The following is a 24,382-nucleotide window of genomic DNA, read 5'->3' on the forward strand; positions in this document are numbered from 1 at the left end:
CGAGTTTCAGCAGAAGACCGCGCCGAGGATCTTCTGCAGACCAGGAGAAGGATCGCCCTCACCCAGCGAGGTGTTGGCGTTCAGCGCGACGCGTTTCCGCAAGTCCGGCGTGGTCAGCACCAGCGAGCCGGAGCCAGGCACACCACCGTCGTGACCCCAGACCGTCGTGCCGCAAGGGAGGACCTGGATGCTCACGCCGAGGCCGTAGCCGGGGCTGACGGCCGTGGTCCTGGTGAGCTCTTGCTGCTGCGCGGGCCTCAGCAGCCTGCCGCTCGCGAGCGCGGCGACGAACGTGTCGAGGTCCTTCGTGGTGGACACGATGTTGCCCTCGGCCCAGAAGACGGACGTGTTGAACCGGGTGATGTCCACCGGCTTGCCGCCGATCGCCCAATAGCCGTGGGCGTGCGGGCCGTCAATCCGGTCGTTGTCGCCGGGTAGCACGGTGTCGTTGAGGCGCAACGGCTTCAGGACGCGCTGCTCGACCACCCGCTCGAGCGGCCTGCCGGTGATCTTCTCGATCAGCAGGCCCGCGACGACGTAGTTTGTGTTGGAGTACTTCCACTTCGTGCCGGGTCGAAACTCCAGCGGCCTGCTGGTCGAGATCGCGACGAGCTCCTCCGGTTCCCAGTGCCTGTACCGGATCTGCTCGAAGCCGGCCGGGTCGAACGGGAGCGCGTCGTTGTGGTCGTAGAGGCCGCTGGTGTGCTGGAGCAGGTCGCGGACGGTGATCTGCTGGTCGATCAGACCAGGCAGGTAGGTCTCGACGGGCGCGGCCAGATCGACTTTGCCCTCGCCCGCGAGCTGCAACACCACCGTCGACACGAACATCTTGGTGATGCTTCCCGCACGGAACTTTCCGTTGAGCGGAACGGGTTTGTCCTTGTTGAGCTCGGCCTTGCCGGAACGGGCGGTGAACTGCTCCCCGTCGCTCGTGGCGCGGAGCTGGACGCCGAGCGCTGCCGTCGCGACGACCTGGTCCAGCCCTTCCTGGACGACCTCGCGGTCGACGCTCGCGGTGGTGTCCGCGAGCGCCGTTCCCCCCGTGGTGGCGATCAGCAGGATCGCCACGGCGACTGTTGCGGTGAATCGGATCCCCATGGGAGTCCACGATGCCGGTGAGGGCGCTCGCCGGCTTCCTGGATCGCCCCTAGGGGTAGCTCAGTCACAGCCGCTAGTAGGGCTGGTGCGCCGCCTTCATGGCCGAACCGAGCATGGAACGCACTTTCGGCCAATGCACGTCCGCCTGGCACGAGTACGGCGGGACGAAACCGCCGCAGGTACCCGACGAAGCACCGATCTCCCACACGAAGCTCGGCACGCCGAGGTCGTCGTACACCCAGTCGTCGGTCGCACCGGACGCGTTGTAGATGAGCTCACCCGGCTGACCGGCCCGGAAACCCGAGAGCTGAGCCATGTCACCGGCCATCTTGCGCAGCGCGGCGTCGTTGCCCGTCTTCTGGGTGCTCCAGCCCCACGGGAAGAGCACGTAGTTCCCGTAGCTGTGCATGGAGATCACCGCACCGGTGGTGTCGGCGGCGGCCGCCGCGGTGTCTCCTGGCGCGCGGGTGTCGCGGTAGAGCTTGCGCCACAACGCCTCCAGCGCCTGGGTCTCCACCTCGGAGTCGGCCCGCGGGCCGCGGTAGGTGTCACTGCACTTGTTGGTCGAGGCGCCGACCTCACCCCAATGCGAGCCGGCGTTGCGGTTGAGGTCGACGCCGCGCGGGCCGTTCGTGCAGGTGCCGTTGGCGTTCTTGCGGTGCAGGACGGGTGAGTCGCCGCCGGACTCGACGATCTCGACGCCGTCGGGGTTGGCGATCGGGACGACCCAGACCTCCAGATCGCCGAGCAGCGCCGTGAGATCCGAGCCGCTGACCAGGTCGTCGATGAATCGCCACGCCATGTCGCCGGTGGTGATTTCGCGGGCGTGGAGTTGGCCCATCACGAACAGGCGCGGCTTCGGCGCGGTCGGCACCAAAGCGCAGTCACCTGGGCGTTTACGGGTGATGCAGACCGCTTTCAGGTCATATCCGCCGGAGCCCTGGGTCTTGCGCCACGAGTCGCCGTAGTCGACCACCGTCGCGAGATCGGGATGGGCCGCCGAGATCTCGTCGAGATGGGCGATATGCGCGGTAACCGTGCGATAGCCGCCGTAATAGGTCGTATCTCCGAGTGAGCGCGGGGCCCATTGAGACGAAGGCATCGCCGTCTCAATGGCAGGCCGGAAACCGTCGGCACGGAGTTTGTCAGCGGTGTGCGCGTCGCCGACGACGAAGAGGTCCTCTCCGTCGCGTTGCTCCACGACGTCATAGCCCAGGCCGAGCAGCCGTTGCGCGGAGTCACCGAGTGGAGCGGGCACACGCAGCACAAACGTCGCAGGCGGACCTCCGGCCGGCGCCGGCGAGGGGCTCAGGAGCAGGGCCAGGCTGGCGAGCAGGGCGAGGGCGGTCCGCATGATCGTCGATCATCGGCTGTCCGGGTGAGTCACGCCAGTCCGTTCGACCGACCGGATGATTACCGTCCGGTTCTTGAGACGGGGAAACCGGCCACTTGGCGGCGTGTGACGCAAATCAATAGTATTTCCACCAGCATCGCAGCGGTTATTGTGTCGACAGGCCGAAACCGACTCGAGTTCAGCGAGGTCCGCATACGTCTTGGGAAGGTAACAGGAGCGCCGACCATGGATCATCTCTACAACGACAACGTCGCTGAGATCTCCTACTACGGGTTGCCGGATCACCTGTACTTCCCCTGGCGCGGTTCCCTCGTGGACGACGACGAGGGGTTGGAGCCGACCATCGTCCGCAGCATGGACTGACCAATTCGGGGGTTCCCCATGTCCGGCCTGTCCACTGTCGTCAAGGGCACCGGCCCGGCTCTGCTGCTCGTGCACGGCGCGGGCGGCAGCATCCAGGCCAACTACGGCCCGATCCTCGGGACCCTCACCCAGTACTTCACCGTCATCGCGCCGGACCTGCCCGGCTCCGGCAGTTCGCCGAAGGCCGCGGGCGCTCTCGACCTGGCGAAGCTCGCGGACGACCTCGTCGACATCGCGGTCAAGGCCGGGCACGAGTCGTTCTACGTCTCCGGCTACTCGATGGGCTGCGCGGTCGCCGCCACGGTGGCGGTGCGGCACCCGGAGCGGGTGCGCGCGCTGGTGCTGAGCACGCCGTTCACGAAAATCGACGACGCGACCAAGGCGAAGATCAACGAGTGGAAGTCGCTGCTGAACGGGTCCCGCGAGGTGCTGTCGCGGTTCATCCTGTCGGTGATGTGCAGCAAGGAGTACCTGGCGAGGCTCACGCCCGCGCAGGCGGAGGGCTTCGCCGAGCTGATCGGCGCGAGCGTGCCGACCGGGTCGCCCAGCCACGTCGACCTGATCCTGAAGATCGACCTGTCCGACGTGCTGCCGCAGGTCACGCAGCCGACGCTGGTGATCGGCGCGTCCGGCGACCAACTGCTGTCGCGGGAGCTCGGCAAGGAGGTCTCGGACCTCATCCCCGGATCGAAGTACACCGACATCGCGTGTGGGCACGCGATCGCGCTGGAGTCCGCGATGCCGTGGGCGCGTCTGATCACGGACTACCTGACGTCGGTCTGAGTTGTTGTTCTGAGGCGGTGGGCCAATGCCGTGTGGCGGCGGCCCGCCCCAACGGTTCTGACGGCCTGGCCGATGGCTTTCTTGCTGCCCACCAGCACCACGAGCTTCTTCGCCCGCGTGACAGCGGTGTAGAGCAGGTTGCGCTGCAACATCATCCACGCGCTGGTCGTGATCGGGATGACCACGCACGGGTACTCGCTGCCCTGTGACCGGTGGATGGTCATGGCGTAGGCGTGACTCAGCTCGTCCAGCTCGGAGAACTCGTAGTCGACGTCCTCGTCCTCGTCGGTGCGGATGCTGAGCTTCTGCTCGACCGGGTCCAGCGCGGTGACGATGCCCAGCGTGCCGTTGAAGATGCCGTTCTTGCCCTTGTCGTAGTTGTTGCGGATCTGGGTGACCTTGTCACCGACCTTGAACACCCTGCCGCCGAAGCGCTTCTCCGGCAGGTTCTCGCGCGATGGCGTCAGTGCTTCCTGGAGCACGGTGTTGAGCGCGCCCGCGCCTGCCGGGCCGCGGTGCATCGGGGCGAGGACCTGGATGTCCTTGCGCGGGTCGAGCCGGAACTTGCGCGGGATGCGGTTCGCCACGACGTCGACGGTCATCGTGGCGGCCTCTTCGGCCTCGTCCGTGCTGAACAGGAAGAAGTCCGGAAGTCCTTGCACCAGCGGGTAGTCACCGCTGTTGATGCGGTGCGCGTTCGTGACGACGCCGGACTCCTGGGCCTGGCGGAAGATGTGCGTGAGGCGGACGTTCGGGATCGGGCTTCCCTGTGCCAGCACGTCTCTGAGCACCTCGCCGGCGCCGACGGACGGGAGCTGGTCGACGTCGCCGACCAGCAGCAGGTGGGCGCCGGGCGGGACGGCCTTCACGAGTTTGTTGGCCAGCAACAGGTCCAGCATCGAGGCCTCGTCGACGACGACTAGATCGGCGTCGAGCGGGTGGTCTCGGTCGTACGCCGCGTCGCCGCCCGGCCGCAGCTCCAGCAGCCGGTGGACGGTGCGGGCCTCGTGGCCGGTCAGCTCGGTCAGGCGCTTGGCGGCGCGGCCGGTCGGGGCGGCCAGCACGATCTTGGCGCGTTTGGCCTGGGCCAGGCGGACGATCGAGCGGACGGTGAAGCTCTTGCCGCAGCCGGGGCCGCCGGTGAGCACCGCGACCTTCTGCGTGAGGGCCAGTTTGACCGCTTCCGCCTGGTGCTGCTCGAGGTCGGTGCCGAGCCAGGCGAACGCCTTGTCCCAGTCGACGCCCGCGAAGCTCGGCATCCGGTCGTTGTCGGCGTGGAGCAACCGCTTGAGCTGGGCCGCCATCGAGATCTCCGCGCGGTGGAACGGGACCAGGTAGACGGCGATCTCGTCGTCCGGCAGCTCCTCCCGGACGACGCCCTCCTCCTCGACGAGCTCGGCCAGGCAGTCGATGACGAGGCCGGTGTCGACCTGGAGGATCTTGATGGCGTCCGCGATGAGGGCCTGTTCCGGCAGGTAGCAGTTGCCGTCGGTGGTGGCCTCGGAGAGCGTGAACTGCAGGCCTGCCTTGACCCGTTGCGGGCTGTCGTGCGGGATGCCGACGGCCTTCGCGATGACGTCGGCGGTCTTGAAGCCGATGCCCCAGACGTCGCTCGCCAGCCGGTAGGGCTCCTCTTTGACGACCTCGATGGCCTTGTCCGTGTACTGCTTGTAGATGCGGACGGCGAGGCTGGTGGAGACGCCGACGCCCTGCAGGAAGACCATGACCTCCTTGATGGCCTTCTGCTCCTCCCACGCCTCCGTGATCAGCTTGGTGCGCTTCGGGCCGAGCTTCGGGACCTCGATCAACCGCTCGGGCTCGTGCTCGATGACGTCGAGCGAGGCGACCCCGAAGTGGGTGACGATCTTGTCCGCGAGCACCGGGCCGATGCCCTTGATCAGGCCGGAACCCAGGTAGCGGCGGATGCCCTGGATCGTCGCGGGCAGGATCGTCGTGTAGTCGTCGACGTGGAACTGCTTGCCGTACTGCGGGTGTGAGCCCCAGTGGCCGCGCATGCGGATGGACTCGCCCGGCTGCGCGCCGAGGAGCGCGCCGACGACCGTCACGAGGTCGCCGCGGCCGGTGTCGACCTTGGCGACGGTGTAGCCGTTGTCCTCGTTGGCGTAGGTGATCCTTTCCAGGACCGCTTCGAGGACGTTCATGCCGGGAAACCTACAGCGGGATGTTCCGGTGGTGACCACGCCGCAGCGGAGCCCTGGAGAAGGCGTCGACCAGGGCCCGCCGGGTGTCGCGCGGGTCGATGAGCTCGTCCACGCCGTCCTTCTGCGCGCCCGGCCAGGCGAAGACCCTGGTGGCGCCGAGCGAGCGGGCGTTCATGGTGACGTTCGCGGCGCCCGTGACCAGGGTGATCCTGGGGACGACCGACTCCGCGAACGCGTGCAGCAGCTTGGCGCCGCTGCGGACCTCCCTGCCGGGTTCAGGAGAGCCCGCGACCACGACGAGCGGGATGCCGAACGCGTCGCACATGCGCACGAAGCGCGCGGCTTTCTCGGCGGCCGGTGCGTCCAGCGGGCCGGACTCCGCGACGACGCCGATCGTGCGGCCGCTGAGCCGGCCGAGACCGATCTGGAGGTTCCGGCCGATCTCGTTGCGCAGTGGCAGCAGCGGGGTGTCGAGGATGGCGTCGAGGGGCTCGTCCGGTTCGAGCGGACCTGGTTTCGGCGCCCGGCCGAAGTCGCCCTGCTGCCCCAGCAGCGCGACGACCTGGCGGGTCATGAACGCCGCCTCGTACTCGGTGGTGACGAGGACGTCGGCGATCTCCGGGTCGGTGGACACGACGATGTCGTGCAGTGCCGGCCCGTACGCGGCGGTGCCGTCGATGCGCTCCAGCACGACCGCGACCTGCGGAACCCAGCCGGACGCCCGCGTCATCGCGGCGAACACGCGGCCGATCTCCTCGATCTCCTCGCTGTCGGTGGCCTTGGAGTTGCACCACGAACCGACGACGGGGCAACCGTCGCGGACCGCGTGGTCCACCGCCGCGACCACGCCATCTGCGGTGGGGGTGTCCAGAGAGGCTGCCTGGTACGCGTACGCGGGGGCGCCGTGGACGTCACCGCGGGCGTACACCGACCCGAACCACGTCGCGGAGTCGGGATCGAAGAGCGCGTTGAGCCCGGCCATGTTTCGGAGCCTAATTAAATGGTTCGCTTTGTTAACAGTGCGCGCGTTCCTCCGCGCGGTAACTCGGCGGTAACCGCGTGGGTCTGCACACGATCTTCACAAGTTGTCCCGGCGTCCTCCACGACATGCCCATAAAGTCCCCGTCATGACAGGTCAGCGCCGGGTGCTCGTCGTGGAGGACGACATCACGATCGCCGAGTCCGTGGCCGTGCGGCTGCGCGCCGAGGGGTTCGTGGTGTCGGTGGCTCACGACGGGCCGTCGGGGGTCGCTCAGGCCGCCGCGTTCCTGCCTGACCTGGTGGTTCTGGACGTGATGCTGCCGGGCTTCGACGGGCTCGAGGTGTGCCGCCGGATCCAGGCATCGCGTTCGGTGCCGGTGCTGATGCTGACGGCGCGGGGGGACGAGACCGATCTGCTGGTCGGTCTCGCCGTGGGGGCCGACGACTACCTGACGAAGCCGTTCTCGATGCGTGAGCTGGCGGCGCGTGTGCACGTGCTGCTGCGGAGGGTGTCGCGGGCTGCTTCGTCTACTTCTATGGAGCTCGGGGATCTGGTCATCGATCTGGCCGGCCGCCGTGTGCGCCGCTCAGGCGTCGAGGCGCATCTGACGCCCACCGAGTACGACCTGCTGGTGTTCCTGGCCGAGCGGCCTTCGGCCGTGCAGGCGCGGGAGAGGTTGCTGGCGGAGGCGTGCGGATGGCACGAGGGGGCGTCGTCGCGGACGGTCGACAGCCACGTGAAGGCGCTGCGGCGCAAGCTCGGGGCCGACCTGATCCGGACCGTGCACGGGGTGGGGTACGCGCTGGAGGTACCCAGGTGAACAAGCTGCTGGGTCTGCTCGACATGTTGCCGCGTCCGCTGGACTCGGTGCGGTCGATCAAGCTCAAGCTCGGGATCGTGATCGTGGTGTCCGGGTGCGTGTCGTTCGCCTACTTCCGGTACGTGACGGGGTGGTTGCCGCCACGGACGACGTTGATCGCCCTGGGGCTGGGGCTGCTGACTTCGCAGTTGCTGGCGCACGGCATGACTTCTCCGTTGCGGGAGATGACTTCCGCGGCCCGGTCGATGGCTTCCGGGGATTACTCGCGGTCGGTGCGTGCGACCTCGTCCGACGAGGTCGGGCAGTTGGCCGAGGCGTTCACGGTGATGGCCGCCGACCTCGCCGCCGCCGACCTGCAGCGGCGTGAGTTGATCGCGAACGTGTCGCACGAACTGCGGACGCCGATCTCGGCTTTGCAGGCCGTGCTGGAGAACGTGGTCGACGGGGTGGCGGTCGCCGATGCCGCGACCATGCGGACCGCTTTGGCGCAGACCGAGCGCCTGGGGCGCCTTGTGTCGGAGCTGCTGGACCTTTCGAAGATCGACGCCGGGGTGCTTTCGCTGAACCGGGAGTCGTTGTCGGTGGCTGCGTTGGTCGCCGATGTGGTGGCGGAAGGGGCCGTCGCGGCTCCTACGGCTTCCTTTGAGGTGTCGGTTGATTCTGGGCTTTCGGTTTTCGCTGATGGGGAACGGCTGCACCAGGTGCTGGTGAATCTGGTGGACAACGCTGCCCGGCACGGACCCACCGGGGGGTTGGTGTCCGTGACCGGGTATTCGGCTGATTCCTGTGTGGTGCTGGAGGTTCGGGACGAGGGGCCGGGGATCGCGCCGGCTGATCGTTCGCGGATCTTCGAGAGGTTCACCCGAGGGGAGAGGGCGGGCGGTGGCGGGACGGGGCTCGGGCTCGCCATCGCCCGGTGGGTGGTGGATCTGCACGGAGGAACGATCGCTGTGGTGGACCCCGGGTCGTGCATCCGGGTGACTTTGCCGCGCTGACCACAACTTTCTTTGTCGCACCGCGTCTGGTGTGACGGTGAAGCACGCCCTTTTTGGGCTGGGAGAGTGACATGACTGACTCGACGCATTCGCCTGATTCCGCTGGGTCTTCTGGGGGCTCCGGGGGTTCTGGGGCTTCTGGGCCTGGGGATGGCTCGGAAGACGTTGCTGCGCGGAAGCGGTATCGGAACTTTCGGAAGGTTGGGTACAGGCCGGTGGCCGGGGGTGGGGAGCCGGCGGGGCCTGGGGGTTCGCCGGCTCCCTCGGAGGACTCGGAATCCGAGGCTGTTTCGGAGGTTTCGGGCGCTACGAAGGCTTCAGAGGCTCCAGCCGAACGCCCTGCCGAAGCCCCCAAGCCAGCCCAGGTCGCCACCGCCACCCTCCCCCCGCCCTCCCCGTGGCAGGGCCAGCCCCGCTACCCCACCCCGGCAATGGCGGGCCAGGTGATCAGACCCACCCCGACCCCGCTCATGCCGTGGTGGCAACCACCAACGACCGGCGCCCCCTCCCAGGTCCTCCTCGTCGGCCTCATCACGGGCCTCGCGGCAGCCTTCCTGGCCCCGCCCAACAACGGCATCGGCTGGTTCCTGGCAGGCCTGTTCGGCGTCGGCGGAGTGCTGTTCTACGCGGGCAAACCGACGGTTGAGCGCGCGCTCTGGCTGGCGGCGGCGCTGGCGTTCCTGGCGATGGGCTTCCTGCGCGCGGCGGAGTGGATCTTCCCGCTGTGCGTGCTGGCCTCGTTCCTGTGCGGCTCGATCGCCATGGCTGGCGGGAAGACCGTTCGTGGGCTCGTGTTCGGCGCGTTCGGCGTCGTTCTGGCCGGGTTGCGGTCGATTCCGTGGGTCGGGAAGGGGCTGTCCAGGCGGGGGCCGATCGGCATCCGGCCGTTCGTCTCGGTCGGTGTCGCGCTGGTGTTGCTGGTGATCTTCGGGTCATTGCTCGCCGGGGCGGACCAGGCGTTCAGCGACTTCCTCGTCGGCCTGGTGCCGGACCTCGACATCGGCGTCTACGTGCGGATGGGGTTCTACGGAGTTGTTGCGGCGCTTGGCGCCGTGGGTGCGTGCTACCTCGTGGCGGCTCCGGCGCAGATCAACGAGGACGCCGAGGTCAAGCCGGGGTCGTTGCGGCTCAAGGACTACGGGCTGCCGGTGGGTGTGCTTGTGGTGCTGTTCACCGGGTTCGTGGGCACGCAGCTCGCGGTTCTGTTCGGTGGCGAGGCTTACGTGATGCGGACGGCGGGCGTCACGTTCGCCGAGTACGCGCGTTCCGGTTTCTGGCAGCTGTTGTGGGTCGCGATTCTCACGCTCGGGATCATCGCTGGTGTCGCGCGGTTCGCGGCGAAGAAGACGTCGCAGGAACAGTTGTGGCTGCGGATTCTTCTCGGCGCGCTGGCCGTGCTCACACTTGTCATCGTCGCGAGTGCCTTGAGCCGCATGTGGTTCTACCAGCAGGCGTACGGGTGGACGGTGCTGCGGCTGCTCGTCGCGGCGTGCGAGGTCTGGCTCGGGCTGGTGTACGTGATGGTGATCGCAGGTGGGATCACGTTGCGCGCCAAGTGGTTGCCGAAGGCGATCATCGGGACCGGGACGGCGTTCTTCCTCGCGGTCGTGGTGATGAACCCCGAGCGGGTGGTCGCCGACTACAACGTCACGCGGTTCGAGGCGACGCAGAAGATCGACACCGTTTACCTGTCGCGGTTGTCGGAGGACGCGGTGCCGGCGCTGCTCCGGTTGCCGGAGCCGCAACGCTCGTGTGCCTTGCGGTTCTTGAAGGATCGCAACGTCGAGGCGGACTGGCGAGAGTGGAATCTCGCGCGCCACAACGCTCGCACGTCACTCGAAAGTGTTGCGGTGACTGAGCTCACCTGTGAGTCGGCCTACCTCGGCGAGAGGTAGTACGTTAACTGGCGGTAAAGTGGCCGGTCTGCACGTTGCCGAGAGGGTGAGAAGTGACGCTGAAGTGATGATTGCGGCCGAACCCGTTGTTCTTCGATCGATGTTCACGGCAGGCGAGGCGCCCACCCCGCGCACACTCCTGGACATCCTGCGCACGAGTGCCGAACTGCACCCGGAAGCGCTGGCCGTCGACGACGGCACCGCCGCGCTCACGTATCGCGCGCTGATCTCGGAAGTACTGGAACTCAAGGAAAAGCTCGCCGCCGAAGGTGTCGGGGTTGGTGACCGGGTCGGCATTCGCGTGCCGTCCGGCACCGCCGACCTCTACGTCTCGATCCTCGCCACCCTCGCGGTGGGCGCCGCTTACGTGCCCGTCGACTTCGAGGATCCGGACGAGCGAGCCGAGCTCGTGTTCGGTGAGGCGGGCGTGTCCGCTGTGCTCGGCGAAGGCCGAGCCATCGTGCTGCACGGAACGCCCATCGGCGTTCCCGGCGAGCCCTCGCTCGACAACGACGCGTGGATCATCTTCACGTCCGGTTCCACCGGCAAGCCGAAGGGCGTCGCCGTGACGCACCGTTCGGCGGCCGCGTTCGTGGACGCCGAAGCGCGGCTCTTCCTGCAGGACGAGCCGATCGGGCCGGACGACCGCGTACTGGCGGGCCTGTCGGTCGCCTTCGACGCGTCGTGCGAGGAGATGTGGCTCGCGTGGCGCTACGGCGCCTGCCTGGTGCCCGCGCCCCGTTCGCTGGTGCGCACCGGGATGGACCTCGGCCCGTGGCTGGTAGAGCAGGAGATCACCGTCGTCTCCACGGTTCCGACGCTGGCCGCACTGTGGCCGGTCGAGGCGCTGGACGACGTGCGGCTGCTCATCTTCGGCGGCGAGGCCTGCCCGCCGGAACTCGCCGAGCGCCTTGCGGTCGACGGCCGCGAGGTCTGGAACACCTACGGGCCAACGGAAGCGACCGTCGTCGCCTGTGCCGCGCAGATGACCGGTACCGGTCCCGTGCGCATCGGCCTGCCGCTGGACGGCTGGGAACTCGTCGTGGTCGACGCGGCCGGCGAGGTCGTGCCGATGGGCGAGTCCGGCGAACTGGTGATCGGTGGCGTCGGCCTGGCCCGCTACCTGGACCCGGCGAAGGACGCCGAGAAGTACGCGCCGCTGGCCTCGATGGGCTGGGACCGCGCGTACCGCAGCGGTGACATGGTCCGCGCCGAGCCGGAGGGCCTCGTCTTCCTCGGCCGCGCGGACGAGCAGATCAAGCTCGGCGGCCGGCGCATCGAACTGGGCGAGGTGGACGCGGCGCTCGCGGCGCTGCCCGGTATCGCCGGTGCCGCTGCCGCCGTGCGCACGACGCGTGGCGGCAACCAGATCCTGGTCGGCTACGTGGTGGTCGACGGCGAGTTCGCCCCGGGGTTCGACCAAGAGGCGGCCATCGAGCAGCTGCGGGGCGAGCTTCCCGCGGCTCTGGTGCCGCTGATCGCGGTCGTCGACACGTTGCCCACGCGCACGTCCGGCAAGGTCGACCGCGCCGCACTGCCGTGGCCGCTGGCGTCGATGGACACCGCGGGCGTGGTGTTCTCGGGTCTCGAGGGCTGGCTCGCGGAGCAGTGGGCGGCGGTGCTCGGTTCCGGGCCCGCTTCCGAGGGCGCGAACTTCTTCTCGTCCGGCGGTAGCTCGCTGGGCGCCGCACAGCTGGTCTCGATGGTCCGCACGCGGTACCCGAGCACCTCTGTGTCGGACATCTACCAGAACCCGACGCTGTACAAGCTGGCGCGCCGCCTGGAGTCGTACGGCGACACGGCGGAGGTGCACGAGGTCGCGCCGACGCCGCGATGGACCGGCATCGTCCAGACGCTGCTGATGATCCCGCTGCTCACCATCGCCGGTGCGCGGTGGGTCGTCGGGCTGACCGCGCTGTCGAACGTCCTGGGCTGGACCTCCGTTTCGTGGTGGTGGGTCGCCGCCGGTTTCGCGGTGTTCATCAGCCCGGCGGGCAAGCTCGTGGTCTCCGCCGGTGGCGCGCGGTTGTTGCTGCGCGGCGTGAAGCCCGGCACGTACCCGCGCGGCGGCTCCGTCCACATGCGACTGTGGACCGCCGAGATGCTGGCGCAGATGTCCCGTGCCACCGAGCTGTCCGGCTCCTGGGTGACGCACTACGCGCGAGCGCTGGGCGCGAAGATCGGCCCCGGTGTCGACCTGCACTCGTTGCCGCCCATCACCGGCATGCTGAAGGTCGGGCGCGGCGCGGCCGTCGAGCCCGAGGTCGACCTGTCCGGCTGGTGGCTCGACGGCGACCGGCTGAAGCTGGGCCGGATCCGGATCGGCGCCGGCGCGACGATCGGCGCGCGCAGCACGCTGTTCCCCGGTGCGAGGATCGGCAAGCGGGCCGAGGTGGCGCCGGGATCAGGCGTGGTCCGCTCGGTGCCGACCGGCCAGCGCTGGTCCGGCGTGCCCGCGACCCGCGAGGGCAAGGCATCGCGCTCGTTCCCGTCGCGTCGCCCCACCCGCTCGTACTTCTGGAACTTCATGTACGGCGTCTCGTCGTCGTTGCTCGGCGCGCTGCCGTTGCTGGCGGCGGCTCCTGCGCTGCTGTACGTGCTGCGTCAGCCGGTGACGCTGACGTCGGCGCTGTGGGACGTGCCCGCGGCTTCGGCGATCTGGTTCGGCTCGTACGCGCTGCTGGTCCTCGTTTCCGTGCGGCTGCTCGGCATCGGCATGAGCGAGGGCCACTACCCCGTGCACAGCCGCGCGGCGTGGCAGGCGTGGACGACCGAGCGGTTGATGAACAACGCGCGCTCGGCCCTGTTCCCGCTGTACGCCTCGCTGTTCACACCGGTGTGGCTGCGCCTGCTCGGCATGAAGGTCGGCCGCGGCGTGGAAGCGTCCACCGTGGTCGCGCTGCCGAAGATGACCCGAGTCGGCGACGGCGCGTTCCTGGCCGACGACACGATGGTCGCGTCGTACGAACTCGGCGGCGGCTGGCTGCGCATCGCGAACGCCCGCGTGGGCAAACGAGCGTTCCTCGGCAACTCGGGCATGACCGCGCCCGGCCGCAACGTGCCGAAAGGCGGGCTCGTCGGCGTGCTGTCGGCGGCTCCCAAGCGCGCCAAGGCCGGTTCGTCCTACCTGGGCATGCCGCCGATGAAGCTGCCGCGCTCGGCCGAGGTCTCCGACCAGTCGCGCACCTTCGACCCGCCCAAGCACCTGATGTGGGCGCGGGCGCTGGTCGAGCTGTGCCGGTTCGTCCCGGTGATGCTGAACGTGGCGTTGGTCGTGCTGGTCCTGTTCGCTCTGCGCGAGTTCGGCCTGTGGTGGTCCGGCGTCGTGCTGCTGGGCGCCGGCGTCGCCGCCTGCCTGGTGGCCGTGATCGCCAAGTGGGTGCTGGTCGGCCGCTTCCGCGTGCGCGAGTACCCGCTGTGGTCGGCGTTCGTGTGGCGCAACGAGCTGGCGGACGCGTTCGTCGAGGTGCTCGCGGTGCCGTGGCTCGTCGGGTTCTCCGGCGGCACGCCGCTGATGAACCTCTGGCTGCGTTCGCTGGGCGCCTCGGTGGGCCGTGGCGTGTGGTGCGAGTCGTACTGGCTGCCCGAGGCAGACCTCGTGTCACTGGGCAGGGGTGTTTCGGTCAACCGCGGCTGCGTCGTGCAGACGCACCTGTTCCACGACCGGATCCTGCGCATGGACCGGGTTTCGCTGGCAGAGGGCGCTACTTTGGGCCCGCACGGCATCGTCCTGCCTGGAGCCTCGGTGGGCGCTCACACCACGATCGGACCCGCCTCGCTCGTCATGCGCGGAGAGGATGTACCGTCGGGAACCCGTTGGCTGGGCAACCCGATCTCCGCGTGGACATGAGCTTCTCCGTACATCATTACGCACTAGAGCTTGACTACAAGCCGCACTCCGCACGCCTTGCCGGGCGTGCGGTGCTGCAGGCTTCGTGCACTTCCCTGTCGTCGTTCGAGCTGTCCTTCGGCCCGCTGCGGATCTCGAAGGTGCTGGTGAACGGCAAGCCCGCGCGCTATGTGCACTCTTCAGGTGTCCTACGCGTACGCGCCGCCGTGCGCGGCTCGTTCTCCGTGGAGGTCCGCTACTCGGGGATGCCCGTGCCGGTGCACACTCCGGAATGGGGCGACCTCGGCTGGGACCACCTCACCGACGGCGCGATCGTGGCCTCACAACCGGTCGGCGCGCCGTCGTGGTTCCCGTGCCTGGACGACCCTTCCTCCAAGGCCTCCTACCACCTCGAAGTGACCGCGCCCTCGCCGTACATGGTGGTGTGCAACGGAGTTCTGGTCGACGGCAAGGTGTCCGGCAGCACGACCCGCTGGACGTACTCGATGGCCGCACCGATGGCGACCTACCTCGCCACCGTCCAGATCGGACAGTACGTCGAGGTGCTGCCCTCGGTGTGGGCACCGGCCCGGCTGCGCCGCCTGGTCGCGCATGACTTCGCCCGGCAGGACCAGATGATCGCGCTGTTCTCGTCGCTGTTCGGGCCGTATCCGTTCGCCAGGTACTCGGTCGTGGTGACCGACGACGATCTGGACGTTCCCGTTGAGGCGCAGGGGCTTTCGACGTTCGGCGCGAACCACGTCGACGGCCGGCGCGGGTCCGAGCGGCTGGTGGCGCACGAGCTGGCGCACCAGTGGTTCGGGAACTCGGTCGGGATCGCCGCGTGGGAGCACATCTGGCTCAACGAGGGCTTTGCCTGCTACTCGGAGTGGTTGTGGTCCGAGGCATCCGGCGGGCGGTCCGCTGATGCTTGTGCCGCTGGGGCCCGGGAGTTGTTGCGGCGGCTGCCGCAGAACCTGGTGATCGGGCGGCCGCCGCGGGCCGACTGGTTCGATGACCGGGTTTACAAGCGCGGGGCTCTTACGTTGCATGCTTTGCGTGGGGCTATGGGGGATGACTCGTTTTTTGCGCTGTTGCGGGAGTGGTGTGCGCGGAATCGGCACGGGTTGGTGACCACTGAGGACTTTTTGGCGCTGGCGGGGCATCGGGAGCTGTTGACGCGGTGGCTGTTCGAACCTGGGCTGCCTGTCTAGTCACGCTGACGAATAGTCCTCGAACTCGTAGTGCCCGAGGCGGGTCAGTCGCTCAGCGACTTCGGACCAGGAGTCGGCCTCGACGCGTTCGATCGCCGCTCTGACCGCGTCGAGGATCTCGCTGATCTTTGCCGTGCCGACGATTACCAGCGACCTGCCGAAGAGGACTCGTTGCGCTGACACCGTCGAGCTGAGGCTGGCGAGGGTGCACACGTTGAGCTCTAGTGACTCCTCGCCCTCCGCGCCTACCGGGCCGACTATCGCCTGGAGCAGGAAGGAGAAGTCGTCCGGGTCGTCTGGACGGAAATCCTCCAGGTCCACGTCGGGACTCATGAAGTACCTCACAGCCGCTCTCATGCCGCCATTCTGCCTGTTCAGTCCTGCTTGGAGCTGGGTATCCCGCACGAAACTGGAGGAGGAACGACGTGCTTTTCGTCGTGCTCGGCTGCTCGATAGCGTTCGCATTGCTGGTGGTGGAGGTGATCCACCGCCTGGTGCGCCGCTTCACCCACAGCGGCAAGATGTACCGCCCAGGCCAGGTGTTCGGAGCGTTGCTGGCCGCACAGATAAGCCTGAGCGTGTACCCCATGGACCTGCCGGTCGTGCTGCACGCGCTGGGAATCGCACTGATCCTGGCCGGCGCGTGGCTGTTGGCGGCGCTGATCAGCACCCTTGTGGACATCTCACTCTCGAAGGTGCGCACCGATGTCACCGACAACCGGCACGCGCGGCGCGTGCACACGCAGATCACCCTGGTCCGGCGGCTGGTGCTGGTGGTCATCGGCGTGCTGGCGGTCGGCGCCATCCTGATGACCTTCCCCGGTGCACGGGCCGTCGGGTCGACCGTGCTGGCGTCCGCCGCGGTGATCGGTGCGGTGGCGGCGTTGGCGGCGCAGTCGTTGCTGGGCAACATGATCGCGGGGATGCAGATCGCGTTCAGCGATGCGGTTCGGCTGGATGACGTCGTGGTGGTCGAAGGTGAGTGGGGGCGCGTTGAGGACATCACGCTGACCTACCTGGTGCTGCACCTGTGGGACGACCGGCGGCTTGTGCTGCCGACCTCGTACTTCTTGAAGACTCCCTTCGAGAACTGGACTCGCACGCAGTCGGCGCTGCTCGGGACCGTTGAGCTCGATCTCGACTGGACGGTGCCGGTGGACGCCATGCGGCAGGAGATGCGGTCCATGCTGGAGGGCAGCGACCTGTGGGACGGGCGGGTGTCCGTGTTGCAGGTGACGCAGGCCGTGCAGGGGTTCGTCCGGCTCAGGGCGCTGGTCAGTGCGGCTGATGCCGGGAAGTTGTGGGATCTGCGCTGCCTCACCAGGGAGCACCTGGTGGATTGGGTGCAGCGGCGGCACGACGGGGCGTTGCCGCAGGTGCGGACACGGGCGATCACGCGGTCGGCCAAGCCGTCGCCCGCCGGCGACCAGCACACGGATGCTCGGGTGTTCGGGGAGAGCGCCGATGGGGCTCAGCGGGAGCAGGCGTTCGCCGGGCCCAAGCCGTAGAGCGGGCCAGGACGTCCTCGAAGGCCCCATCGCAACCCTGAGTTGCTCGCTGTGACGATCCGCGAGGCATCCACCACACTGAGTGCATGAGAACTGGGGATCAGGTCGTCCAGGGCCTGCCGTGGCGGTGGCGCGCGCAGGGCACGATCTTCGTCATCGGCGGACTCGGGTTCCTGTTCGACGCGTGGGACGTCACGCTCAACGCGTTCCTGATTCCGCTGGTCAGCGCCGAGTGGAACCTGTCGCTCGCCGAACGCGGGTGGGTCGGCACGGCCAACCTCATCGGGATGGCAGTCGGCGCGTTCGCGTGGGGTGCGGTCGCGGACACCATCGGGCGCAAGAAGGCGTTCAGCCTGACGATTCTGATGTTCTCGGTGTTCACGGTCGCGGGCGCGGCGTCGCCGGACTTCGTGACGTTCTGCGCGTTCCGGTTCCTGGCCGGGGTCGGGCTCGGCGGGTGCATTCCGGTCGACTTCGCGCTGGTCGGCGAGTTCACGCCGGCCAGGGTGCGCGGGCGGGTGCTGGCGGCGATGGACGGGTTCTGGCCGCTGGGCGCCACGCTGTGCGGGCTCACCGCGGCCTACCTCGCTGACCTGGGCAGTTGGCGGCTGCTGATGCTCACGATGGTGCTGCCCGCGCTGTTGCTGTTCTGGATTCGGCGCGGAGTGCCGGAGTCGCCGATGTTCCTCGTCGCCAAAGGACGCCCGAACGAGGCCAAGCAGGTCATCGACGACCTGATCGCCAAGACCGGGGCGCCGGAGGAGGAGTGGCGGCTGCCCGAACCTCAGCAGGTCCAGCGCCTCTCCCCCGGGGCGATGGTCACGCAGCTCAAGGACATCTGGCGGTTCGACCCGCGACGCACAGCGGCGCTGTGGCTGCTGTTCCTGGCCGTGTTCCTGCTGTACTACGGCGCTGTCACGTGGCTGCCGAGCATCCTGAAGGCGCAGGGGTATGGCACGTACGCGGCGTTCATGGTCACGACGCTGACCGTGGCGGTGGGCATCGTCAGCGCGCTGATCAGCGCCTGGCTGGTGGACGCGTTCGGGCGCAAGTGGGTGATCGCGGTCAGCGCGCCGCTCGCGGCGGTCGCGCTGGTCCTCTTCGCCTGGCAGATCGACGTCGACGCGGCGGCCAGGACGTGGATCACGCTGTACGGGATGTTGATCCAGATCGCGATTCCCGCGCTGTACGCGTTCGCGCCGGAGCTGTACCCGACGCACCTGCGGGCCAGCGGGTTCGGGTGGGCGTCGACGGTCAGCCGGATCGGGGCCGGGTTCGTCCCCGTGCTGTTCGGGGCGCTGTTGTGGCCTCGGCTGGGGCTGGCGATGACGTTCGCGGCGATCGGTGCCCTGGTGGTGGCCGCGGTGGTCGTGATGATGTTCGCGGTGCCGGAAACCCGGATGCAACCGCTCGCGGAGCCCGTTCCGTCCTAGGCGCATGAGAAGACCGCTCGCCGTCGCGTTCTGCGCGCTGGCTCTCGGAAGCTGTGGTACGAACGGGTCTCCAGCCGTGCCGTTGGCGGAGGTACCGACCGTGTCTTCAGCAACACCGGACAAGAACCGGATCGAGCAGGCGAAACGCGACGGCCACCTCACCGTGCCACTGATGATCTCCGTGCAGCCGGGACGCAGCGAGGAGGTCGAGCAGGCGTTGACGAGGCTGGGCGCGACCGTCGAGGCGCGCGATCCCAGAATCGGCTACCTGCGGGCCGAGATGCCGGTGGACAAGGTGGAAGACACGTACCTTCTCGCCGGTGTGTCCAAAGTGGACGTGGACGAGCCGCTCGGCAACAAGCTCCCAGAACCGTAGAAAGCCCCAGGATCACGTGGACCCTGGGGCTTTCTGCGTTTTCAAGAGCGACTAGCTGACGGACTGCACGACCACGGCACCGCGGCCGACGACGTTCTCGTCCGCCGTGCGCACCTCGAGCTCACCGCGCAGCACGCGGCCGGCACCCGGCTGGCCGAGCGGGGTGATGACGCCCGCCACGTTCCAGGAGGAACCGGCGGCGCGGTCGGCGTTGCTGTCGGTCACGCTCAGCGTGCCGAGGCCGGCCGAGGTGTAGACGTCGAAGTAGTCGTACTCCGTGGTGCCCGCGGGCACCGCGTAGCCGTCCACCTGGACGCGCCAGAGACCGGCGGCAGGGTTGTTGACCGTCGCCGACTCCTCGGAGTCCGCGTCGGCCGACTGACCGGCGACCACGCACGTGCCCGTGGTGCAGTTCAGCACGAACAGGTCGAGGTCGGCGGCCTGGTCGGCGGTGTTGCCGATCGTGGCCGTGAGCCGCGACGTGCCCGCCGGAACCTGGATGTCGAAGAACTTGGTCTCCAGGTTCGCGATCGACGGGCGGTCCGTCTTGGCGCTGCCGACCGTGCCCGCCGCGAGCCGGCCGTTGAACACGGCCTGCGTGTTCGTGACGGTGTAGCTGCGGTTGATCGGGGTGCCGATCGTGCCGGACGCGATGGTGTCCGGGTTCGGGCTGATCGACGTGCCGAGCACGGACGCGGTCACCGAGTACGGCGCCTCAGCGGCGTCGGAGGTGCGGCGCGCCTCGACCACGATCTCCCAGACACCGGCCATCGGGTTGGTCACCGTGCGGCTGGTGGGGGTGCCGCCGACACAGCCGGCGCCCGCGTCCGGGTTGTAGCAGTTGGTCGAGCTGGTCACGTCGAGCGGCACGCCCTGCGGGGTGAAGCGCAGGAAGCGGACCTGGCCCTTGCCGGCCTCGGCACCGCCACCGGTCAGGTCGATCTTCAGCGCGCTCGTGCCCTTGGGCACGTTCACGAAGAGGCTCGTCGACTGGTTGCGCGCGATCGTGCCGGACTTCGTCGCCGAGAACTTGTTGGCGGCGTTGAAGTTCTCCGCCGCGAACACGGCGTTCAGGGTCTGCACGTCGACGCCGGGGGTCTCCGGGTTGTCGAGCTGCAGCACGGCGCTGTGCGCACCGGAGGTCTTGGCCTTGACCTTGACCGGGAACTGCACGGGCGTGTTCAGCGGCAGGCTGACCGTCTTCGGCGCGGTGAACGTGCCGTCGTTGCCCTTCCAGGAGACCTTGTACAGCTCCTCGTCGTGGCCCGTGGTGCGGGTCAGCGTGTAGGTGCGGGTGTACTCCTGGCCCGCCGTGACGCCTTCACGGTCGTGGATGCCGACACCGACGTTCGGGGTGGCGAGCAGTCCACTGAGGACGGTGTTGACCGCGACGGACGTGGTGACCTTGTCCGGCACGGAGTGCTTGTCCAGCAGGGTCCACGCGGCGTTGGTGTTGAACAGACCGGCACCCTGCTCGTAGGCACCGAGGGTGCTCACGAAGTTCGCGCTGCGCTGGATCGCGAAGCGCAGCTCGGCGCTGGTCGGCTTCTGGCCGTTGTGCGTGGCCTTGAACGCGCTCACGAGCAGCGCTGCGGCACCGGTCGCCTGCGGGGCGGCCATCGAGGTGCCGTTGAACATCGCGTAACCGGCCGGGAGGGTGTAGGTACCCGCCACCGGGCCGGGGTTCTGCCAGCGCGGCGTGGTGGAGATGGCCGAACCCGGCGCGACGATGTTCGGCTTGAAGCCGCCGTCCTCAGCCGGGCCGCGCGACGAGAAGCCGTGCAGGTTCTGCTTCTGCGCGGTCGTCGAGCCGTAGTTGGAGAGCCAGGTCTCCTTGGTGATGTACGAACCGACGCTGACGGCGTCCGTGGCGACCGACGGGTCACCGACGGTGTTCGCGCCCGCGCCCGAGTTGCCCGCCGAGATGAACAGCTGGACGTTGTACTCGTTGATCGTGCGGTTGTAGAGCTCCGCACGGGCGTTGTTGCCGTCGTTGAGCGCCGGGAGGCCACCGATGGAGATGTTCACGACGTCGGCGCCGTTGCGCGCGGCGTAGAGGACACCGTCGATCAGGCCGGAGCTGGTGCAGGCCGGCGTGGAGAGGCAGGCCTTGATGGAGATCAGCTTCGCGCCGGGAGCGGCACCGGCCATCTTGCCGTCGAACAGCTTGTGCGCCGAGGTGATGCCGGCGACGTGCGTGCCGTGCGCGGCGGCCGAGATGCCCAGGTTGACGTACGGCGTGCCCGCGTTGTCGTAGATCGAGCGGTCGGTCTGCACGACGAACGCGACGCGGTCGACCACCGGGGTCGCGGGGTTGTCCGTGCCGAAGAAGCCGGAGTCCTGCTTGACCTTGTAGTCGATCATGCGCTTGTTGTTGGTGAAGTTGGCGTCGCCATCCGTGTCGACGAAAACTTCCTTCGTCGTGATGTCCTGGATGACGCCCCACGAGTCGAGGCGGTCGCCGTCGCGGTTGATGTCACCGCCGGTCTCGCTGCCCGCCCCGCCGAGGTCGCCCGCGATCTCGCGGAAGAGGCCGAACGAGTAGGGGCCGCCGGTCGCCGGCGCCGTCCACTCCTTGCCGCCCTCGGTGAACTTGCCGACGCGCCCGGTCTTGGTCATGGTGACCCAGGTGCCGTCGCCGGAGTTCGTGGCGTTCGCGTTGTACCAGTCGACGATCTTGCGCTCACCGGTGCTGGTCGTCTGCAGCGCCGGGGTGTCCAGGTCGACGCCGGAGTCGATCACGGCGATCGTGGCCCCGCGGCCGTCCCACTTCGGGTGCGCGGTGGCGAACTGGGCCGCCTGCGTGTCCTGCGTCGGCATGTACGGGTTGGTGCGCGGCGTCTTCGAGTCCGGCGCCTTCTGCGGGGCCGGGTTCTCCATGCCCTGCGGACGCGGGTCGTCGAGCGCGATGAGGCCGTCGACGTCGACCGTGTCGACCGACTTCAGCTTGGCGGCCTTCTCCGCGTTGTCACGCGGGATGGTCACCTTGACGTAGTCGACGTCCTTCTCGGTCTTCTGGACCGTGGCGCCGAGCGCCTTCAGCTCGGTGACCGCGGCGTCGGTCTTGCCTTCCTCCGCGGCGACCAGCAGGTCGACGGTCGGCTTGCCCTGGCGGGCGGCCTCGTCGACGAGCTCACGGTCCTGCTTGTCGAGCTGCTTGTCGGCAGCCGGCGTGGTCTGCGGCGCGTTCTGCGCCAAGGCGGGGGTGGCGGCGAAGCCGAACCCGGCAGTGCCCAACACCGCGGTCAGCAAGACCGTGCCGGTGCGGCGTCTCCAGTTCTTCACGGCGCATTTGCCCTTCGTGGGGTAAGAGTGCTGTGAAGCACATCTCTTCGCCTTACGAGGGGCAATCGTCGGATCGGAGTATTCTTCAGATCCACATTGGACTGTTCAGCGGCTTGTGCAGACAAGCACTTAGTGCTGCCGGTTCCGAAATAGCCGTGGAACGAGCAGTTCCTCTTCAGTCAAGAGCTGATAGAGGGGAATGTCAAGGCTGCGTCAACGGTGAATGCTCTTGCCCTGTAACAGGATCATGTCAGCGGACGATGGACCGATCACCATTTCCGCTGAATAGCGACCGCAATCGAGACCGCAGGCGACCGACGAGTCCCTGGCTGGTCGCGACCGCTTTCGGCTGCGCTCCGCACCGCGGGCAGTTAATGCGGTGCGCGCGCAACGCCGCGTTCAGTTCGGCCACGTGCCGCCCGGTCCGTTCGGGCACCGAGTCCTTTTTGATCGAGAGCAACGAGAGCTCGGTCAGCGTCGCCTTGCCGCGGTACCGCAGGCGGACGACCGGCGCGATCGTGTGGAAGAAGATGAGATTGCGGCGTCTGCTCGGTTCGATCGTCTCGACGTCGCACCACTCGATGGACGTGCGCCCGTCGAGGTTGCTCGACGTGATGCCGTCAGCGGCGAGCTTCGTGCCCATGCCGAAGCTGCGCCACGCGACGGTGCCGCCCATCAACGACCAGAGGCCGCCGAAGACGTAGCCGTACCACGGGCCGCCCGCCATCGCGATCGGTCCGCTCACGGCGACGCCGGCGCCGAGTCCCACGAGAACCCATCTCCACCTGGTGTGCATCTCCCTATCAGGTGTACCCGATTTCGCCTCGTCAGCGAGACGTGGCCGGTCAGAACCGCTAGCTTGCGCTCTCATGGACCTCAAGCCGGTCGCCGACGAGCTCTACGGGCTGCCCCCGAAGGAGTTCACCGCGGCCCGCAACGCCGCGGCCAAGCAGGCCGGCGACAAGGACCTCGCGAAGGCCATCGCCGACCTGCGCAAGCCGACCGTGGGTGCCTGGGCGGTGAACAGGCTGGTGCGGGACACCCCGCCGGGCCTGGAGGAGGCCCTGGGGCTCTCCACGGCGCAGCTGACCATGCGGGAGCTCGGCCGCAAGCGCAAGGAGCTGCTGGAGGCCCTGGTCTACCGCACGCTGGAGCTGACAGGCCCGCTCGCGGACGACGCCGTCACGCAGGTGCGCAACACCCTCACGGCGGCCATGTCCGACCCCGAGTCGGCCGAGCAGGTGCGGGCAGGGCACCTCAGCAAGACGCTGGAGTACTCGGGGTTCGGGTTCGCCGTGCCGGTGCCGGAGCCGCCGTCGGACGACGGTGAGGACGCGCTGGCCCGCAAGCGGCGCGAACGTGCCGAGAAGAAGCGGGCCGAGGCGCAGCAGGCGCTGGACGAGGCGGAGCAGGCGCTCGGGGAGGCCCAGGCCGACCAGCTGGCGGCGCAGCGGGCGTTCGACCGCGCGGCGGAACGGCTGGAGGACGCCAAGCGGATCACGTCGGGAGCGGAGAAGGCGCGCAAGGCCGCAGAACGCAAGCTCAACGACCTTTCGTGAGCGGGTGACCACGTACCGCTTTCGCTCCGCCTCGAACCTGAAGGCGAGCTGAAGGATTTGAGCCCGGTCACAGTCAAAGGCAACCGGAACACAGCGGTCCGGTTGTACGTTCAACAATGTGGTTGGCCGCTGGCGTTCGAGCCCGCGCCAGGGCGATCCGGCACCCCCAGGCCGGAAAAGCCCTTCCGCAGGCGATGTGTGCTCGCGCCGCGGCCAACCCGCCGTCGACCGGCACTCCGGAAACCCCCCTCACCGGTAGTGGCGGTCGGCGGCACCCGTCTACAGGTTGTACTGGTCGTGCCGGGCGTAGAAGGCCTCCAGCGCCTCCGGGTCGAGCCCCTTCGCCTCCCCGACCTCCAGGAAGAACTTCTCCCGAGCGATCCCCGGCGAGAACAGGATCAGCATCCGCACGGGAGCGTCGCTGTCGTTGCGGAACGCGTGCGGGCGGTTCGGCGGCACGTAGAGGAAGTCGCCCTCACCGCCCTTGATCCACTCGTTGCCGTCGAACAGCGTGATCTCGCCTTCGAGCACGTAGAACGACTCGGAGAAGGTCTTGTGGAAGTGCGGGCGGGCACCCGGCTGGTGGGCGTCCATCCGCCACTCGAACAGGCCGAACTCGCCGTTCGTCACCGATCCGGGCGCGACGAATCGGGTGGTCCTGGTGGTGAACCCCACCTCAGCGGCTGGCCGGAAGGTCATGTTCGTTCTCCCCAGAAAGTGAAATTA

General features: G+C 68.3%; 19 protein-coding genes. 11 read left to right on the forward strand and 8 right to left on the reverse strand.

Translation table 11 applies throughout. The annotated features are described in order from the left end of the window. Window positions 1-6: 6 nt before the first annotated feature. On the reverse strand, window positions 7-1,098 hold the full coding sequence (locus tag ACIA8G_RS16225; RefSeq protein ID WP_396419264.1) for a serine hydrolase domain-containing protein: 1,092 nt from the start codon (window positions 1,096-1,098) through the stop codon (window positions 7-9). Between the two features lie 73 nt (window positions 1,099-1,171). Then, window positions 1,172-2,452 carry a M14 family zinc carboxypeptidase gene (locus ACIA8G_RS16230; protein WP_396419265.1) on the reverse strand — a complete coding sequence of 427 codons (1,281 nt, stop codon included), beginning with the start codon at window positions 2,450-2,452 and terminating at the stop codon, window positions 1,172-1,174. Window positions 2,453-2,677: 225 nt separating this feature from the next. On the opposite strand from ACIA8G_RS16230, the gene ACIA8G_RS16235 reads away from it, so the two are divergent. Both ACIA8G_RS16235 and ACIA8G_RS16240 read left to right on the forward strand, forming a co-directional pair. Beyond that, window positions 2,678-2,815 (forward strand): hypothetical protein, encoded by a 138-nt coding sequence (locus tag ACIA8G_RS16235; RefSeq protein WP_396419266.1) that lies wholly within the window; start codon window positions 2,678-2,680, stop codon window positions 2,813-2,815. Between the two features lie 18 nt (window positions 2,816-2,833). Beyond that, entirely contained in the window at window positions 2,834-3,598 is a 765-nt protein-coding gene (locus ACIA8G_RS16240; protein ID WP_396419267.1) for an alpha/beta fold hydrolase, read from the forward strand. Here ACIA8G_RS16240 and ACIA8G_RS16245 read toward each other — a convergent pair. After that, window positions 3,580-5,760, reverse strand: coding sequence for an ATP-dependent RecD-like DNA helicase (locus ACIA8G_RS16245; RefSeq protein ID WP_396419268.1), 2,181 nt, complete (start codon window positions 5,758-5,760; stop codon window positions 3,580-3,582). The genes ACIA8G_RS16240 and ACIA8G_RS16245 overlap by 19 nt on opposite strands. Window positions 5,761-5,770: 10 nt before the next feature. Beyond that, window positions 5,771-6,742 (reverse strand): carboxyl transferase domain-containing protein, encoded by a 972-nt coding sequence (locus tag ACIA8G_RS16250; protein ID WP_396419269.1) that lies wholly within the window; start codon window positions 6,740-6,742, stop codon window positions 5,771-5,773. Between the two features lie 145 nt (window positions 6,743-6,887). Between ACIA8G_RS16250 and ACIA8G_RS16255 the strand changes: the two genes are divergently transcribed. From ACIA8G_RS16255 to ACIA8G_RS16275, 5 genes are all read left to right on the forward strand, one after another. After that, entirely contained in the window at window positions 6,888-7,562 is a 675-nt protein-coding gene (locus ACIA8G_RS16255; protein WP_396419270.1) for a response regulator transcription factor, read from the forward strand. A 23-nt stretch (window positions 7,563-7,585) separates the two neighbouring features. Beyond that, a complete protein-coding gene (locus ACIA8G_RS16260) occupies window positions 7,586-8,557 on the forward strand; it encodes an ATP-binding protein (protein WP_396419670.1) in 972 nt (323 codons plus the stop codon). 443 nt (window positions 8,558-9,000) lie between these two features. Next, window positions 9,001-10,452: a DUF4153 domain-containing protein gene (locus tag ACIA8G_RS16265; RefSeq protein ID WP_396419272.1), complete on the forward strand. Its 1,452-nt coding sequence runs from the start codon at window positions 9,001-9,003 to the stop codon at window positions 10,450-10,452. Window positions 10,453-10,552: 100 nt separating this feature from the next. Further along, entirely contained in the window at window positions 10,553-14,302 is a 3,750-nt protein-coding gene (locus ACIA8G_RS16270; RefSeq protein WP_396419273.1) for a Pls/PosA family non-ribosomal peptide synthetase, read from the forward strand. Continuing rightward, a complete protein-coding gene (locus tag ACIA8G_RS16275) occupies window positions 14,299-15,495 on the forward strand; it encodes a M1 family metallopeptidase (protein ID WP_396419275.1) in 1,197 nt (398 codons plus the stop codon). Before ACIA8G_RS16270 ends, ACIA8G_RS16275 begins: the two co-directional genes overlap by 4 nt. On the opposite strand, the gene ACIA8G_RS16280 is transcribed toward ACIA8G_RS16275, so the two are convergent. Beyond that, window positions 15,496-15,852 carry an Imm8 family immunity protein gene (locus ACIA8G_RS16280; RefSeq protein WP_396419276.1) on the reverse strand — a complete coding sequence of 119 codons (357 nt, stop codon included), beginning with the start codon at window positions 15,850-15,852 and terminating at the stop codon, window positions 15,496-15,498. It lies immediately after the preceding gene. 68 nt (window positions 15,853-15,920) lie between these two features. On the opposite strand from ACIA8G_RS16280, the gene ACIA8G_RS16285 reads away from it, so the two are divergent. The 3 genes from ACIA8G_RS16285 to ACIA8G_RS16295 all read left to right on the forward strand — a co-directional run bounded on the left by ACIA8G_RS16285 (window position 15,921) and on the right by ACIA8G_RS16295 (window position 18,812). Next, window positions 15,921-17,003 carry a mechanosensitive ion channel family protein gene (locus ACIA8G_RS16285; protein WP_396419277.1) on the forward strand — a complete coding sequence of 361 codons (1,083 nt, stop codon included), beginning with the start codon at window positions 15,921-15,923 and terminating at the stop codon, window positions 17,001-17,003. An 86-nt stretch (window positions 17,004-17,089) separates the two neighbouring features. Continuing rightward, the gene (locus tag ACIA8G_RS16290) at window positions 17,090-18,436 is read left to right on the forward strand and encodes an MFS transporter (protein ID WP_396419278.1); all 1,347 of its coding nucleotides are present in this window, start codon (window positions 17,090-17,092) and stop codon (window positions 18,434-18,436) included. Between the two features lie 100 nt (window positions 18,437-18,536). Beyond that, entirely contained in the window at window positions 18,537-18,812 is a 276-nt protein-coding gene (locus ACIA8G_RS16295; protein ID WP_396419279.1) for a hypothetical protein, read from the forward strand. Window positions 18,813-18,863: 51 nt separating this feature from the next. Here the strand turns inward: ACIA8G_RS16295 and ACIA8G_RS16300 are convergent, their stop codons facing one another. Together ACIA8G_RS16300 and ACIA8G_RS16305 are read right to left on the reverse strand one after the other, a co-directional pair. Beyond that, window positions 18,864-22,097 (reverse strand): S8 family serine peptidase, encoded by a 3,234-nt coding sequence (locus ACIA8G_RS16300; RefSeq protein WP_396419281.1) that lies wholly within the window; start codon window positions 22,095-22,097, stop codon window positions 18,864-18,866. A 250-nt stretch (window positions 22,098-22,347) separates the two neighbouring features. Then, window positions 22,348-22,866, reverse strand: coding sequence for a hypothetical protein (locus tag ACIA8G_RS16305; RefSeq protein ID WP_396419282.1), 519 nt, complete (start codon window positions 22,864-22,866; stop codon window positions 22,348-22,350). Between the two features lie 100 nt (window positions 22,867-22,966). Between ACIA8G_RS16305 and ACIA8G_RS16310 the strand changes: the two genes are divergently transcribed. After that, entirely contained in the window at window positions 22,967-23,656 is a 690-nt protein-coding gene (locus tag ACIA8G_RS16310) for a hypothetical protein (protein WP_396419284.1), read from the forward strand. A 279-nt stretch (window positions 23,657-23,935) separates the two neighbouring features. Here ACIA8G_RS16310 and ACIA8G_RS16315 read toward each other — a convergent pair whose 3' ends face one another. Beyond that, on the reverse strand, window positions 23,936-24,355 hold the full coding sequence (locus ACIA8G_RS16315) for a cupin domain-containing protein (RefSeq protein WP_396419285.1): 420 nt from the start codon (window positions 24,353-24,355) through the stop codon (window positions 23,936-23,938). Window positions 24,356-24,382: the final 27 nt, after the last annotated feature.

This window comes from Lentzea sp. NPDC051213, from assembly GCF_044455585.1.
Taxonomy (GTDB): domain Bacteria; phylum Actinomycetota; class Actinomycetes; order Mycobacteriales; family Pseudonocardiaceae; genus Lentzea.

Excerpts from the sequence above, each read along its gene's own strand:
- ACIA8G_RS16310 (WP_396419284.1), top strand. The coding sequence starts at position 22,967 with ATGGACCTCAAGCCGGTCGCCGACGAGCTCTACGGGCTGCCCCCGAAG.
- ACIA8G_RS16225 (WP_396419264.1), bottom strand. The coding sequence starts at position 1,098 with ATGGGGATCCGATTCACCGCAACAGTCGCCGTGGCGATCCTGCTGATC.
- ACIA8G_RS16250 (WP_396419269.1), bottom strand. The coding sequence starts at position 6,742 with ATGGCCGGGCTCAACGCGCTCTTCGATCCCGACTCCGCGACGTGGTTC.
- ACIA8G_RS16270 (WP_396419273.1), top strand. The coding sequence starts at position 10,553 with ATGTTCACGGCAGGCGAGGCGCCCACCCCGCGCACACTCCTGGACATC.
- ACIA8G_RS16235 (WP_396419266.1), top strand. The coding sequence starts at position 2,678 with ATGGATCATCTCTACAACGACAACGTCGCTGAGATCTCCTACTACGGG.
- ACIA8G_RS16230 (WP_396419265.1), bottom strand. The coding sequence starts at position 2,452 with ATGCGGACCGCCCTCGCCCTGCTCGCCAGCCTGGCCCTGCTCCTGAGC.
- ACIA8G_RS16240 (WP_396419267.1), top strand. The coding sequence starts at position 2,834 with ATGTCCGGCCTGTCCACTGTCGTCAAGGGCACCGGCCCGGCTCTGCTG.
- ACIA8G_RS16280 (WP_396419276.1), bottom strand. The coding sequence starts at position 15,852 with ATGAGAGCGGCTGTGAGGTACTTCATGAGTCCCGACGTGGACCTGGAG.
- ACIA8G_RS16255 (WP_396419270.1), top strand. The coding sequence starts at position 6,888 with ATGACAGGTCAGCGCCGGGTGCTCGTCGTGGAGGACGACATCACGATC.
- ACIA8G_RS16290 (WP_396419278.1), top strand. The coding sequence starts at position 17,090 with ATGAGAACTGGGGATCAGGTCGTCCAGGGCCTGCCGTGGCGGTGGCGC.
- ACIA8G_RS16275 (WP_396419275.1), top strand. The coding sequence starts at position 14,299 with ATGAGCTTCTCCGTACATCATTACGCACTAGAGCTTGACTACAAGCCG.
- ACIA8G_RS16245 (WP_396419268.1), bottom strand. The coding sequence starts at position 5,760 with ATGAACGTCCTCGAAGCGGTCCTGGAAAGGATCACCTACGCCAACGAG.
- ACIA8G_RS16260 (WP_396419670.1), top strand. The coding sequence starts at position 7,586 with ATGTTGCCGCGTCCGCTGGACTCGGTGCGGTCGATCAAGCTCAAGCTC.
- ACIA8G_RS16315 (WP_396419285.1), bottom strand. The coding sequence starts at position 24,355 with ATGACCTTCCGGCCAGCCGCTGAGGTGGGGTTCACCACCAGGACCACC.